This is a genomic window from Parvibaculum sp., assembly GCF_045863935.1.
Classification (GTDB): domain Bacteria; phylum Pseudomonadota; class Alphaproteobacteria; order Parvibaculales; family Parvibaculaceae; genus Parvibaculum.
This window is the reverse complement of record NZ_BTVP01000033.1, coordinates 23800-37559: the sequence shown is the minus strand read 5'-3', so window position 1 is coordinate 37559 and position 13760 is coordinate 23800. Positions and strand designations below refer to the sequence as shown.

The 13760-nt window shown below is 62.3% G+C and carries 12 protein-coding genes and 1 pseudogene; 10 read left to right on the top strand and 3 right to left on the bottom strand.

Features of this window, described 5'->3' with window-relative positions; all coding sequences use genetic code 11:
- From ACKUUH_RS13410 to ACKUUH_RS13395, 4 genes are all read left to right on the top strand, one after another.
- Positions 1-460: VacJ family lipoprotein (locus ACKUUH_RS13410; RefSeq protein ID WP_407950422.1), on the top strand; the 460-nt coding region annotated here is incomplete at its 5' end.
- A 66-nt stretch (positions 461-526) separates the two neighbouring features.
- Positions 527-1195, top strand: a complete 669-nt coding sequence (locus ACKUUH_RS13405; RefSeq protein ID WP_407950421.1) for a phospholipid-binding protein MlaC — start codon at positions 527-529, stop codon at positions 1193-1195.
- Positions 1196-1561: 366 nt separating this feature from the next.
- A complete protein-coding gene (locus ACKUUH_RS13400; RefSeq protein WP_407950420.1) occupies positions 1562-2137 on the top strand; it encodes a PAS domain-containing protein in 576 nt (191 codons plus the stop codon).
- A gap of 280 nt (positions 2138-2417) precedes the next feature.
- Positions 2418-3617, top strand: a complete 1200-nt coding sequence (locus tag ACKUUH_RS13395) for an MFS transporter (protein ID WP_407950419.1) — start codon at positions 2418-2420, stop codon at positions 3615-3617.
- 58 nt (positions 3618-3675) lie between these two features.
- On the opposite strand, the gene ACKUUH_RS13390 is transcribed toward ACKUUH_RS13395, so the two are convergent.
- From ACKUUH_RS13390 to ACKUUH_RS13380, 3 genes are all read right to left on the bottom strand, one after another.
- Positions 3676-5304, bottom strand: coding sequence for an ATP-binding protein (locus tag ACKUUH_RS13390; protein ID WP_407950418.1), 1629 nt, complete (start codon positions 5302-5304; stop codon positions 3676-3678).
- Positions 5305-5464: 160 nt separating this feature from the next.
- Positions 5465-7120 (bottom strand): energy-dependent translational throttle protein EttA, encoded by a 1656-nt coding sequence (gene ettA / locus ACKUUH_RS13385; protein WP_407950417.1) that lies wholly within the window; start codon positions 7118-7120, stop codon positions 5465-5467.
- Positions 7121-7197: 77 nt separating this feature from the next.
- Positions 7198-8244 (bottom strand): TIGR00341 family protein, encoded by a 1047-nt coding sequence (locus ACKUUH_RS13380; protein WP_407950416.1) that lies wholly within the window; start codon positions 8242-8244, stop codon positions 7198-7200.
- A gap of 410 nt (positions 8245-8654) precedes the next feature.
- Between ACKUUH_RS13380 and ACKUUH_RS13375 the strand changes: the two genes are divergently transcribed.
- The 6 genes and pseudogenes from ACKUUH_RS13375 (at position 8655) to glgX (ending at position 13739) form a co-directional block, all read left to right on the top strand.
- Positions 8655-9179 (top strand): antitoxin Xre/MbcA/ParS toxin-binding domain-containing protein, encoded by a 525-nt coding sequence (locus tag ACKUUH_RS13375; protein WP_407950415.1) that lies wholly within the window; start codon positions 8655-8657, stop codon positions 9177-9179.
- Entirely contained in the window at positions 9176-9847 is a 672-nt protein-coding gene (locus ACKUUH_RS13370) for an RES family NAD+ phosphorylase (RefSeq protein ID WP_407950414.1), read from the top strand. The genes ACKUUH_RS13375 and ACKUUH_RS13370 overlap by 4 nt, the downstream gene beginning before the upstream one ends.
- 183 nt (positions 9848-10030) lie before the next feature.
- The gene (locus ACKUUH_RS13365; protein ID WP_407950413.1) at positions 10031-10369 is read left to right on the top strand and encodes a type II toxin-antitoxin system PrlF family antitoxin; all 339 of its coding nucleotides are present in this window, start codon (positions 10031-10033) and stop codon (positions 10367-10369) included.
- The gene (locus tag ACKUUH_RS13360; RefSeq protein WP_407950412.1) at positions 10366-10857 is read left to right on the top strand and encodes a type II toxin-antitoxin system YhaV family toxin; all 492 of its coding nucleotides are present in this window, start codon (positions 10366-10368) and stop codon (positions 10855-10857) included. Before ACKUUH_RS13365 ends, ACKUUH_RS13360 begins: the two co-directional genes overlap by 4 nt.
- 75 nt (positions 10858-10932) lie before the next feature.
- Positions 10933-11487: pseudogene (locus ACKUUH_RS13355) on the top strand (transposase); the annotation flags it as partial.
- Positions 11488-11615: 128 nt separating this feature from the next.
- On the top strand, positions 11616-13739 hold the full coding sequence (gene glgX / locus ACKUUH_RS13350; RefSeq protein WP_407950411.1) for a glycogen debranching protein GlgX: 2124 nt from the start codon (positions 11616-11618) through the stop codon (positions 13737-13739).
- Positions 13740-13760: the final 21 nt, after the last annotated feature.

Genomic DNA, 13760 nt, shown 5'->3' with positions numbered 1-13760 from the left:
CAACACGACGGTCGGCGTTCTCGGTCTCTTCGACCCCGCCGCCGACTGGGGCATCCCGCAGCACAGCGAAGATTTCGGCCAGACACTCGGCACCTATGACGTCGCAGAAGGCCCCTACCTCTACCTGCCCGTGCTCGGCCCCGCCCCGCCCCGCGACCTGACGGGTTTCGTCGTCGATCAGTTCTTCGACCCGCTTACTTATATCTATTGGGATGAGGCGAAGACGGTTCCCACGATCCGCTTCGTGCTGAACGGCATCGACCAGCGCGCGCGCAGCCTCGACACGCTCGACCAGATCGAACGCACCTCGGTCGATCATTATGCGACGGTGCGCAATCTGTACCGGCAGATCCGCAAGAACGAGATTGCCAATGGCAGCAGGGATTTCGACGACCTGCCGGATATCGAGAACCTAAATTTCGACACAAACGAACCGGACAGTCCCCGTATCGGCTTTTAGTGCGAAGCCTGCCTCCGCGAGAGGCAGGACGGGCGCCGGGGCGTCGTCTGCGATCTGGAGATTGAAATGGTCACGACACTGACAGTGCAGCGCACCAGGCGGTTCATTGCGCCGCTCGCTCTTTGCATGGCGCTCGTCGCCGGCGTTGCGCAGGCATCCGCCTCGACAGGCGATGCCGCGAGGGCTTTCGTCGAGGACGTCTCGAAGCGCGCCATCGGCATCATCAGCGACAAGAGCGCCTCGAAGGCGGAACGCGAAGCGCAATTCGGCAAGCTCCTCGACGAGACGGCGGACATGGACCGTATCGCCGCCTTCGCGCTTGGCCAGTACCTGCGCACGCCGACGCCTGAACAGAAGACCGAGTATCTCAGCCTCGTGAAGACCTTCATCGTGAAGGTTTATGTCACGCGGCTTTCCGACTACAACGACGAGAAGCTCGACATTCTCAGCGCCAAGACGAAGGGCGACAAGCAGGCCATCGTACAAAGCGAGATCAAGTTCACGAATGGCCGCGAACCGGTCACCGTCGACTGGTGGCTCATAAAGAATGACGGCGACTTCAAGATATTCGACGTCAACGTCGTCGGCATCTGGCTCGCACAGGAGCAGCGCTCGACCTTCACCAGCGTGATCCGCAACAATGGCGGCGACTTCAACGCCCTTCTCGATCACCTCCGCAAGCAGATCAACAAGGCGGAAGCGGGCGAAATTCCGGACGTCAGCGCCGCGAACTAATCCGCGAAAATTCATCAGTCTACGGACGGCGTGCTCCTCGCGGAGCGCGCCGTTTTCGTACTTATCCCGCGAAACAGCGGGAACTGTCATCGAAATGTCATGGAAATGTCACATGACGGCGAAATGTCCTCGCCTCCGGGGATAACCGCCGTGGTGCCGGCGTATGACAAGCAGCATACCGCTGTTGCGCTGCCGCCACATTGGGGACAAATGCCGGACGGGCCTCATCTATCCCCGCATGCGCCTCATTACCTGTAGGGACCTTCGCCACGTCGCACCGGAACGGCACACTGGATTCAGCTTCCGTTAAGAGGCGGGGACCACAATCCGCCTCGCCCGCAAGTTGCACCCAAAGGGGGGACGAAGATGACCATACGTATCCGTCCCGCTCACGAGAGCGAAACGCCAGGCACGATCCCCGCCTTCCGCTCCGAGGTCAGCATCGCCTTCGAGCGTGCGTGGTCCGCCATTCCGAAGGACGGCCTCATTCCCGACAAGGCGGACCTCCGCCCCGAGCGCTTCGCACCCTTTCTCCGCAACGCCTATCTCGTGGAGTTGCATGACGAACCGGAGCGCCGCGTCCTTTTTCGTATCGCGGGCGAAGTGATCAGGAACGCGCTGGGCGTCGACCTGCGCGGACGGAACTACATCGACTTCGTACCTGAGGAGCATCGCGCCACCTCCGGCACTTCAATGAAGCTGATGTTCGGTGCGCAACCCTGCGGCCGATGGGTGCGCAAGGAAGTGGTGCACAGGGATGGGTTCCGCCAGATCCTGGAGCTGACGCAGCTCCCGGTGATCGACCGCGCGAGCGGATTACAGCTCGTGCTCGGCATAGCGGAAGGTTTCGGAGAGGACGTCGCCCACACGGCGGATGGCCGCTTCCGCTTCGAATGTCTGGACCACGAGCAGTTCATCGATATCGGCGCGGGATTGCCCTGACGAGGCAAATCCCGGCGGCGCCCCGATTTCACGCTGTCTCCAGCTTGACACCGTTCGCCCCCGGAATCTTCCTGCCGGCCTGCGACGCTGGATTGATTATTCGCCCGGGTGGTTAAATATTGGCATTTCCACGTCACCCGGCCGCAGCGAACAAAACCCTCGACATCCCACCCTGCCAGGCGAGAATTTCCGCAACCGCTCGATGAAGCGATATGAACCGCCTGGGCAGCCGAAACGCTGGGGGTCGACAAGGTCCTGATTTTCTGATTACCGAGGTTTCATGCGTTCTCGCCCAATGATGCGCCGCCAGGTCGCTCTGCTCGCAACGACGCAGGCTCTTTTTCAGACATCGTCGGTACTGGTCATGACCATTGGCGGACTGGCGGGCGGCATGGTTGCCTCGCGGCCCGAACTCGCAACCGCGCCAATCGCAGCGATGCTCCTCGGCACGACACTCGGCACGGCACCGGCCTCGATATGGATGGCGCGCGCCGGACGGAAGCCCGGTTTCATAACGGGCGCACTCGCCGGGGCAACGGGAGGAATAGTCGCGGCTACGGGCATCTGGACAGGCTCTCTGCTTCTGCTCTCGCTCGGCACCTTTCTCGTCGGCATCTATCAATCCTTCGCGCAATTCTACCGCTTTGCTGCATCGGAAATCGCCGACGAAGCTTTCCGGCCACGCGCGATATCGCTTGTGATGGCGGGAGGCATCGCCGCTGCACTGCTGGGGCCAGCGCTCGCGCAGATCGGCGGACCTCTGCTGGCCCCCGCCTATACCGGCTCATTCCTGCTCATGACACTGGTCTCCCTCGCTGCGGCGGCGCTGCTTGCGGGTCTCGACGCACCTCGGCCCACCCTCCGCGCGACACAAGCGGATGGAGGCCGCTCGCTCTTCGCAATCGTGAAACAGCCAGCATATGCCGTCGCGCTATTCGGCGCCGCGACCGGTGGCGGCGTGATGATCCTCGCCATGACGGCAACGCCGCTCGCCATGACCCATCATCATCACTCCTTGCAGGACACGGCACTTGTCATTCAGCTTCATGTGCTCGGCATGTTCCTGCCGTCCTTCTTTACCGGCGGGCTGATCGCCCGCTTCGGCGTGCTCTCCGTCATGCTGGCCGGCGTCGGATTGCTGACAGGCCATGTTCTGATGAGCCTCTCGGGAACGGAGTTCGTGTCCTTCGCATCGGCGCTGTTGCTGCTCGGCGTTGGCTGGAACTTTCTCTATATCGGCGGGACGACATTGCTCACGGGAACCTACACGGAGCCGGAGAAAGGCCGCGCGCAGGCGACAAACGACATGACGATTTTCGGTGTCGGCCTCGTATCCTCGCTCGGCGCGGGCCTGATGCATCAACTTCTGGGCTGGCAGACGCTCAACCTGTTGCTGCTGCCCTGGCTCGGCACGGCCGCACTTGCACTGGTTTGGCTGGCGGCACAACGCAGACGCGGGGCGCTGGCAGGCGCGGAGTGAACGCAACCGGATGCGGGGGCTTCAGTAAGGTTGGCAGAGGACCGGCCCAGGTCCGCCGTCAGGACCCAACCTGGCGCAGGTCCGGGAAGGCCGCTTTCGGCGTGGGCACGCGTCCGTACTTCGCTTCGAGCACATTGCCGATCGCGACGATGAGTTCGCGGTGATCGATGGGCTTGCCGACATAGCCGTCGGCGCCCAGCTCGCGGTACCGCGTGTTGTTGCGGCCAAGGGAATCCGCCGTGAGTGCAATGACCGGCACGTCGCGGATCGCCTGAACCTCATGCGCCCGGATATGCGCAAGCGTCTCCGGCCCGTCCATCACGGGCATGTGCATGTCGAGCAGCACAAGATCGAAAGGCTGCGTTTGCAGCCAGCGGATTGCCTCTTCGCCGTTCTCGGCCTCGACGATGGTGATGCCGAGCGGTTCGAGGAAGAGGCGCGCCACCTTGCGGTTGAGCGCATGATCATCGACGAGAAGCATGGTGAGCCCCTTCGCCCAGCGCACACCGCCCGTCTTGTCCACGTCGGCATGAGCGGGCGCCTCTGCCAGCCGTCGTCCGGAGGTGGCGCGGAAGGTGAGCGTGAAGACGGAGCCCTTGCCTTCCTCGCTTTCGGCCGAAATGCCACCATCCATCAGCTCGGCGAGCTTGTGGCTGATCGACAGCCCGAGACCGGTGCCGCCGAAGCGGCGCGAGGTGGAAGCATCCGCCTGGGTGAAGGGCGTGAAGAGTTTGCCGAGCGTCTCATCACTCATGCCGGGGCCGGTATCGGCAACACGGATGCGAACTTCAAGCGCATCCTCCCCGAGCGGAACGGAGGTTGCGGAAATGGAGACGATCCCCTTGTCCGTGAACTTGATCGCATTCGAGACGAGGTTTGAAACGCATTGGCGCACACGCACCGGATCGAAGCGCAGGAAGGTTTGCGCTTCCGGATCGATCTCCAGCTTGAGAGTGAGACCCTTTTCGATTGCCCGTGGCGCCCAGAGCTTTTCGAGACGGCGCAGGAGATGACCGAGATCGTTGTCGATGGGCGAGATGTCGAACTTGCCCGCCTCGATCTTCGAGAGGTCGAGCACGTCGTTGAGGATCGCCATCAGCGTCTTGCCGGAATCGAGAATGGTGTCGAGCTGGTCGCGCTGTTCGGCGGTAAGCTCGGAAGCGGCCATGAGCTGCGCCATGCCGAGAATGCCGTTGAGCGGCGTGCGGATTTCGTGGCTGATATTGGCGAGGAAGGCGGACTTCGCCTCATTGGCGGCTTCCGCCTCCTTGCGCGCTTTCCTGAGTTCCTTCTCGCGCTCGTGAATGCCGGTGACGTCGGCGCCGACCGCGACATAACCGCCGAAGGAAAGCTTCGTCTCCGTGACCTGCAGGATGGCGCCGCGCGGCGTCATCAGTTCGATCGGCTCGCCGCTCTCAAGCGTCGCGACGATGTTGCGGGCCACCTCGAGTGTTTCTTCGTAGCTCAGATGCGGAAGGATCGCCTCGACGCCGCGACGGGTCGATTCGAGATAGGTGCAGCCTTCGCGGAGCGCCGCGTTGGCGGCCGCGAAATCGATCTCGTTCTGCGCGTTGGTGAGCAGAATTTCGTGATCGGGTCCATAGACGACGAAGCCGCCGGGAAGCCTGTTCACCGCTTCCTGGACAATCGCCGCCATGTCGCGATCGCTGATCTTGCTGTCGCTCATATCGAGCCTTCCGTCACTGGCGCGCGCGCAATGCGCCGCACCGGAGCGCCCCCTCCGTTTCCCCTGACCAGAATTTAGGCAACGAGGCTTAAGGAGGGGTGAAGACGCTGTGGAAACGCAGGGGAAGGCTGGGGATTTTCGGGAAGTCTCGCCCTTTTTTTTACCGGCTGAAGCGCTTGTACTTGATGCGGTGCGGGATTTCGGCTTCCGGCCCGAGGCGGCGCTTTTTGTCTTCCTCGTAGTCCTGATAGTTGCCCTCGAACCATTCGACATGGCTGTCACCCTCGAAGGCGAGCATGTGGGTGGCGATGCGGTCGAGGAACCAGCGGTCATGCGAGATGACCACGGCGCAGCCCGCGAAGGCGACGAGCGCGTCTTCGAGTGCGCGGAGCGTCTCGACGTCGAGGTCGTTGGTCGGTTCGTCGAGGAGGAGCAGGTTCGCGCCCGACTTCAGCATCTTGGCGAGGTGAACGCGGTTGCGCTCGCCGCCCGAGAGAAGGCCGACCTTCTTCTGCTGGTCCGAGCCCTTGAAGTTGAACGAGCCGACATAGGCGCGGCTCGGCATGGTGATCTTGCCCAGTTCGACGATGTCGGTGCCGCCCGAGATTTCCTCCCAGACGGTCTTGTTGGCATCGAGCGAGTCGCGGCTCTGGTCGACATAGCCCATGACGACGGTCTCGCCGATCTTCAGCGTGCCGGAATCCGGCTTCTCCTGACCCGTCAGCATACGGAAGAGCGTGGTCTTGCCCGCGCCGTTCGGACCGATGACGCCGACGATGCCGCCGGGCGGCAGCTTGAAGGAGAGATCGTCGATGAGGAGCTTGTCGCCGAAGCCCTTGGCGATGTGTTCGGCCTCGTAGACATTGCCGCCGAGGCGCGGCCCCGCCGGAATGACGATCTGCGCCCTGCCCTCCTGCTGCTTGCCGGCCTCGGCGAGCAGCTCGTCATAGGCGCTGATACGGGCCTTCGATTTCGCCTGGCGCGCCTTGGGGCTCTGCCTGATCCATTCGAGTTCGCGCGCCAGCGTGCGCTGCTTCGCCTCTTCCTGACGGCCTTCCTGTTCGAGCCGCTTCTCCTTCTGTTCGAGCCAGGAGGAATAGTTGCCTTCGTAGGGAATGCCCGAGCCGCGGTCGAGTTCGAGAATCCAGCCCGTCACATTGTCGAGGAAGTAGCGGTCATGGGTGACCATGACGACGGTGCCCGTGTATTCCTTGAGGTAATTCTGGAGCCAGGCGATCGATTCCGCGTCGAGATGGTTCGTCGGTTCGTCGAGCAGCAGCAGGTCCGGCGCGGCAAGCAGCAGCCGGCAGAGCGCGACGCGGCGGCGCTCACCACCCGAGAGGTTGTTGACGTCGGCTTCCGGGTCCGGGCAGCGCAGCGCATCCATCGCCATCTCGACCTGCGAATCGAGATCCCACAGGTTCTGCGCGTCGATGATGTCCTGAAGTTTCGCCATCTCCTCGGCCGTCTCGTCCGAGTAGTTCATGGCGAGTTCGTTGTAGCGATCGACCAGCGCCTTCTTTTCGGCGGCGCCTTCCATCACGTTGCCGAGCACGTTGAGCGCGGGGTCGAGCTCCGGCTCCTGCTGGAGATAGCCGACCTTCGCGCCTTCCGCCGCCCAGGCCTCGCCCGTGAAGTCCGTGTCGACGCCCGCCATGATGCGCAGCAGCGTCGATTTACCGGCACCGTTAAGGCCGACCACGCCGATCTTCACGCCGGGGAAGAAGGAGAGGCGGATGTCCTTCAGGACCTGCTTGCCGCCCGGATAGGTCTTGGACAGGCGGTCCATCACATAGACGTACTGATAGGAGGCCATGGGGCGCGAAATCCTTGGATTGAAGGGCGGAATTTGGCGCCTCTTCTAGCGGATCGTGCCGGAGCGGGCAATCCGGCCTATTCGCCCGCGATTTCGGCACCCGGTCCGCCGAGCTGCGGCGGCAGAACCGGCAGCTTGAGCCAGTAGATCGCCGCGACGAGGGCCACGAGCAGCGCCAGCCACATGGCGAAATTGATGCGCAGCGAGGCGGCGGACGCCTTCTGCTCCCACCAGGTGCGCGGGCGGATGCCCTTGGCTACGAAGACGGTCTGCGCGGCGAGATTGACGCAGACGATGTTGACACCGAGCAGCACGGCCGCGCCGAGCGCGCCTTCCGGATTGCCCGCACCCAGCATGATGCCGGCGGCGACGGCAGGCGGCATGAGCGCAACGGCGACCATGACGCCGACCAGCGCGCTCGAAAGCCCCGCAACGAGCGACAGCACGGCGGCGGCCCCGGACGCGAGCGCGAGCGCGATCCCGTCATAACCGACTTCCGTGCGGCTCAGCAGTTCCGGCGCCTCGAACCCGCCGGTCCATAGAAGCGCGATGAGAACGCCGAGCGCCACGGTGAGCGCGATCCCCGCCGCATTGGTGCCCACGGCCTTGAACATGAGCTGCCGGTCGCCCAGCGCCGTGCCGAGCGCGAAGGCGAGATTGGGCCCGAGAAGCGGCGCAATTACCATGGCGCCGATGACCACGGCGACATTGTCGTTGAGGAGACCGATGGCGGCGGCGATGGCCGACAGGAAGGTGAGGACGAGGAAGGTCGAGTTGAGCTCCGCGTTGCGCGCGACCTCGCCGTGGATTTCCTCTCGGCTCGCCGCGCCCGCGCGGAAGGCCGGACGGTTCTCGATTTTCTTTGGCTCGTATTTCGGCACCGTGCCTTCGACGGCGAGCGTGACGGCGCGCCAGGGCTCGCCCCGCCCGATGGCCATCTGCACGGCATCGGTGAATTCCTGCACGCGGTTCGTCTCGCAAACAAGATGGACGATGCAGCGCGCCGCGCCCGAATCGGCGCTGCGGGCCGCGAAGACCTCCACGGCCTCGTATTGTTCGGCAAGGGCGACCAGCGTGTCGGCATAGCCTGCGGGCGCGGTGATCTCGATAACGCGAAGTGTCATGGCGGGCCTCCTCCTCTCCGCACTATTGCAGGAGGAGACAAAGAGGGCGACGCCATTCTGGATTCGAAGTGCGCGCGCAGGTTGGGAGTGACTCAGCCCGGCATTGAATTCGTTGAATTTTTTTGGGAGCCCGTGACTCGTTTCACCGGCTTAACGTGACTCAAATTAGGTGGTTTTCAAGTTCGTCTGACTCAATACAGTCAAGCAACTGATTTATCTGGATTTTCGGAATCGTCCCGCCGAGTGAATATTGTCCGCAAAGTGGGATCACAGGCAGCCTGAACTTGCCCCATCCTGGACCGGCTGGATTGGCAAATTCCGGTTTCATCCACTGACAGATTGACCGCCGTTCGCCGTCATTGTAATTTGTCCAAATATGGACTATATCTATATTCGGATTGGAGGCGAAGATGGCTAATCAGAAGAAGCGGCCCGTTAGTGAAGGGGATGGCTTTCAGCGGTTCGACGTGTCCCGGTTCGCGCCGGCCAACCGCCGCCGTCTCAGCGCGCCCGCTCTGCGGACCTTTCTGACGATCGCGGGCCTCTGGGGCCTGACGGAAGAGCAGCGCCTTCTGGTCCTGGGCCTTCCGGCCCGATCCACCTATCACAACTGGTGCAAGCGGGTGCGCGAGCATGAGGCCATCACGCTCGATGTGGATGTGCTTTTACGGATTTCCGCGGTTCTGGGCATCCACCAGGCGCTCGTCATTCTTTTTCCCGATGAGCGCTCCGGCGTCGAGTGGCTGACGACACCGCACGGCGCCCTTCCGTTCGGCGGCAGACCGCCGCTCGATCTCCTCACAAGCGGCTCCCAGGACGGATTGCTGAGCGTGCGCCGTTTTCTCGACGGTGCCCGCGGCGGGCTCTATATGCCGCCGGGCAGTATCGACGAAGCGTTCGAGCCCTATACCGACGACGAGCTCGTTTTCCAGTGACAGATGCCTATGCCGCTGCACCGCAACCCTCGCATCGGCTGATCCCTTCGAAATTTCCGCCCGTCGGACTGTTCGACACGGTTGCGATGGCGGCCGACCTCGAAGCCGTGATGGAACTTGCCGGCTGGACCAATGATCGGCTCGTCGCCGAACGCATCGATCGCCTGCTCAGGGACGAATGGGTCTATGGCGTGCCGAATGCGAGTGTGGTCATGGCGGCTTTTCTTCATGCCGCCCCCGGCGGAATGCGCTTCAACGGCCCGAATCTCGGCGCATGGTATGCCGCCGGCGACATCCGCACCGCGGCTGCGGAAGTGGGGCATCATCTGCGCCGCGAAGCGGCTGCCCGCGGCGTGGCGGGAATGACCCGCATTTACCGCGCCTATACGGCAACGCTGCAAGGCGAGTATCTCGACATCAGGGGGCAACAATCAGTCCGGCCTGATCTCTATTCAAGCGACAGCTATGCCGAGGCACAGAAATTCGGTGAGGCGGTTCGCGCGTCCGGCGGCGCAGGCATTCTTTACGACAGTCTGCGGCGCCGCGCAGGCGTCAATGTGGTCACGCATCGACCGCGCAACATTGCCGACATTGCGCAGGCGGATCATTTTGAAATCACCGTGTCCTCGACGGGACGAAATATCGAAGTCCGCAAATTAAAGACCTGATCTGCATGGAGCTCGAAGAAGGCTTATCCCGTTGTCCCATCTGATCAAGATATTGAATCTGTTGAGTGTGACGATGCTGATAGGCGGTATCGGCCAACGCACCGATAGTTGGCAGGATAATCTTTCTTGACAAAGTAAGGAAATTTCCTTACATATGCCTAGGATCAGATTTGGAGCCAAACCATGGGCGCGATGCTTAAAGAAGAAAGCACAATTACTGCCAAGGGGCAGACGACCGTTCCCAAGAGTGTCCGGCAGGCTTTGGGCGTGGACTACGGCGGACGCATCGCCTTCTTTGTGGACGATCAGCGCCGGGTCTATGTCGAGAGGGTGGCGGAAGAGACAAACGATCCGGTCGTGGAGCGCTTCCTCGAATTTCTGGCGCAGGACATGAGCAAGCACCCCGGCACATCCGTTGCTGCGCTGCCCGCCAGCCTGCGTGATCGCGTGGCCGCGCTTGTCGGGGACATGGACGTCGACCTCGATGCCGGGATTGATGGGGATGTCGCGCTCCAGCCATGATTACGATCAATGGCTGGACCATTCTGGCGCATCCCCTCTTTCTCGATCAGTTGGAAAAGCTGACCGGCTCTGTTGATGCGTTGAAGGCAAAAAAGCCCGACGAATATCAAGGGAACGCAAGCACGAAGCTCCTGGCGGCTTTGAACAAGCTGATGTTTCGGACCATCCCTTCCGATCCGGCTGCGACCGTCTACCGGCAAGGCTCGACGCTCGGCGAGGCACACAAGCACTGGTTCCGGGCGAAATTCGGCAATGGCCGCTTCCGCCTGTTCTTCCGCTATGATTCGACCGCGAAAATCATCATCTTCGCCTGGGTGAATGATGAAACGACTTTGCGCACCTATGGCGCGAAGACCGATGCCTGCAAGGTTTTCAAAGGGATGCTGGAGGACGGCAACCCGCCCGACGATTGGGCCGCGCTTCGTAAAGTCGCGTCCGATCAGGCAGCCGTTGACCGGTTTAAAAAAGCCTCGTCCCCGAATCCATAATAAACTCCGGGCCATTGTCCAGACGGATCGTCTTCGGGTAACCCGCCTGTCGTGCCGCAGGCGTGCGCTTTGGCTGCGTGCTCGCCGATGCTGGAGACAGCCCGATGGCGGACGATCAGCTGGCATCGCGGCACGAAGGCACGGTTGCCGGCGCACTTTGCCGCCATGCGGGTACGGGCCGCCGATGGTCCCACCCAAAGGATCCGCGATATGGGCGCTCAGCGCCTGCCTGGCGAGGAAGTCTGGGTGATCGGTGAGCATCGCTCGACCGGCGAGCGCAAATATTATCTCTCCAACCTTCCCGCCGACACCCCGCTCAAGAAACGCGCCGCAGCTATCAAGGCGCGCTGGGTCTGCGAACAAGCCCACCAGCAGCTGAAGGAAGAACTCGGCCTCGACCACTTCGAAGGGCGATCATGGACCGGACTCCACCGACACGCGCTGATGACGATGATCGCCTACGCCTTCCTGCAATCCCGACGCCTCGAGCAGGCCAGAGGGAAAAAAGAATCCCAGGCCCGCCGCCGCAGCCAACTCTGCCCACCGTGCGACAGGCAATCCTTGACTGCTTTGCGCAGCCGCCACCGATGCGCTGCCCCCATTGCGACTGGCTCCTCGTCGTCCATAATCTGCCAAAGTAGTGCCAAGACCTATAGTATTGCTAATGTTGTGAAACACCTCCTGCCGCCGACCACCCGGACGCCGATGTTTGGACTTGTCCCTATCCGGCGGCGCGAAAGAGCGCCAAGATATCCATGATGGCTCCCCGATCGCGGCTCCAGGACGGCAGGCCCTATCCGCTGGGGCCGACTTGCGACGGCAAGGGCATCAATTTCGCGCTGTTCTCGGCAAATGCGGAAAAGGTCGAGCTCTGCCTCTTCGACGACAAGGGCGAGCGCGAGGTCGAGCGGCTCGCCCTGCCCGAATACACCGATGAAGTGTGGCACGGGCGCCTTCCCGGCGCGCGGCCGGGGCTGCTCTATGGCTACCGCGTGCACGGTCCTTACGATCCGCTGAACGGCCATCGCTTCAATGCGAACAAGCTGCTCGTCGACCCCTATGCGAGAGAACTCAGCGGAACGCTCGAATGGAGCGATCTGAACTGCGGCTATACCGTCGGCGACGCGCGCGCGGACCTGTCTTTCGACACGCGCGACAATGCGAGCCTCATGCCGAAATGCCGCGTGACCGGCGCCGTTCCCGACCGGCACGCCGCGAGCCGGCGGCCGAACACGCCGTGGCACATGACGGCCATCTACGAGCTTCACGTGCGCGGCTATACAAAGCGCCATCCCGATGTGCCGACGCATCTGCGCGGCACGATCGCCGGACTCGCGCGTCCGGAAATTCTCCGCCATCTGCGCGACCTCGGCGCGACGGCCGTCGAACTCCTGCCCATCCATCCGGTCGCCGTCGATCGGCGCCTTGCCGCCCACGGGCTGCCGAACTATTGGGGATACAATTCCTTCAACTATTTCGCCGTCGAACCGCGCTACCTCGCCAGCGGCCATCTGGACGAGTTCCGACGCGCGGTCGATGCATTCCATGAGGCCGGCATCGAAGTCATTCTGGACGTCGTCTACAACCACACCGGTGAAGGCGGCGAGCTTGGACCGACGCTTTCCTTTCGCGGCATCGACAATGCCTCCTATTACTGCCTCGCCAACGACCGGCGCCGTTATCTCGATGTCACGGGCTGCCAGAATTCGTTGAATGTGAGCCATCCGCGTGTCCTCCAGATGGTCATGGACTCGCTGCGATACTGGGCGGGCGAGATGCATGTCGACGGCTTTCGTTTCGACCTCGCCGTGGCCCTGGCGCGCGAAAATCATCACTTCTCCGGCGACGCCACGTTTCTTGCAGCCGTCGCCCAGGATCCGATCCTCGCGAAGACGAAGCTGATCGCGGAACCCTGGGATCTCGGCGCCGACGGCTACAAGCTCGGCAGCTTTCCACCCGGCTGGGCGGAGTGGAACGACAGGTTTCGCGACAGTGTGCGGAAATTCTGGCGCGGCGATCGCCACATGATCGGCGATCTGGCTTTTCGCCTGACGGGATCGAGCGACATCTTCAGAACGCGGGGACGGAAACTGTGGTCGAGCGTCAACTTCATCACGGCGCACGACGGCTTCACGCTCGAAGATCTCGTCAGCCACCAGAAAAAACACAACGCCGCCAATCTCGAAAACGACGCCGATGGAACGGACAACAATCTGAGCTGGAATTGCGGCGTGGAAGGACCGACGCTGGATCCCGCGATCCTCGCTCTCAGGCAACGGCAGAAGCGGAACATGATGGCGACGTTGCTCCTTTCTCAGGGTGTGCCCATGCTGCTCGCCGGCGACGAGCTTGGGCACACGCAGAATGGCAACAACAATCCTTATTGTCAGGACAACGAGACGAGCTGGCTCGATTGGGAAAACCGCTCGCCCGCCGACGAAGAGTTCCTCAGGTTCATACGCGAATTGCTGCGCATCAGGACCGGACACCCGGCATTTCATCGGCAACATTTCTTTCACGGCGAACACATAAACGGCGACGGCACGAAAGACATTACCTGGCTCGCGCGGGAAGGCCGCGAGATGACCGCTCGTGACTGGCACGACATGCAGAGCCGATGTCTCGGCTTTCATCTGAATGGTAAATGGAAGGCGGGATCGGTCGCCGCGGAAGAAAAGCTGCCTGAGAAAGACTTCATCGTCCTTCTGAACGCGGATGAAGACGAAGTCTCGTTCAGGCTTCCGGAAGCGACGCTCGGCCCGCGCTGGAGGCCGATCGTGGACACGGCACGACCGCATGGGCAAACGGAAGGACGCATGTTCGGCGCCGGCGATGCGGTCGCGCTTGCCGGCCGCTCCTTTCTGTTGCTGATGGAAGGTTGAACGAGGCGATATCGCCGGCGG

Excerpts from the sequence above, each read along its gene's own strand:
- ACKUUH_RS13405 (WP_407950421.1), top strand. The coding sequence starts at position 527 with ATGGTCACGACACTGACAGTGCAGCGCACCAGGCGGTTCATTGCGCCG.
- ACKUUH_RS13400 (WP_407950420.1), top strand. The coding sequence starts at position 1,562 with ATGACCATACGTATCCGTCCCGCTCACGAGAGCGAAACGCCAGGCACG.
- ACKUUH_RS13395 (WP_407950419.1), top strand. The coding sequence starts at position 2,418 with ATGCGTTCTCGCCCAATGATGCGCCGCCAGGTCGCTCTGCTCGCAACG.
- ACKUUH_RS13390 (WP_407950418.1), bottom strand. The coding sequence starts at position 5,304 with ATGAGCGACAGCAAGATCAGCGATCGCGACATGGCGGCGATTGTCCAG.
- ettA (WP_407950417.1), bottom strand. The coding sequence starts at position 7,120 with ATGGCCTCCTATCAGTACGTCTATGTGATGGACCGCCTGTCCAAGACC.
- ACKUUH_RS13380 (WP_407950416.1), bottom strand. The coding sequence starts at position 8,244 with ATGACACTTCGCGTTATCGAGATCACCGCGCCCGCAGGCTATGCCGAC.
- ACKUUH_RS13375 (WP_407950415.1), top strand. The coding sequence starts at position 8,655 with ATGGCTAATCAGAAGAAGCGGCCCGTTAGTGAAGGGGATGGCTTTCAG.
- ACKUUH_RS13365 (WP_407950413.1), top strand. The coding sequence starts at position 10,031 with ATGGGCGCGATGCTTAAAGAAGAAAGCACAATTACTGCCAAGGGGCAG.
- ACKUUH_RS13360 (WP_407950412.1), top strand. The coding sequence starts at position 10,366 with ATGATTACGATCAATGGCTGGACCATTCTGGCGCATCCCCTCTTTCTC.
- glgX (WP_407950411.1), top strand. The coding sequence starts at position 11,616 with ATGGCTCCCCGATCGCGGCTCCAGGACGGCAGGCCCTATCCGCTGGGG.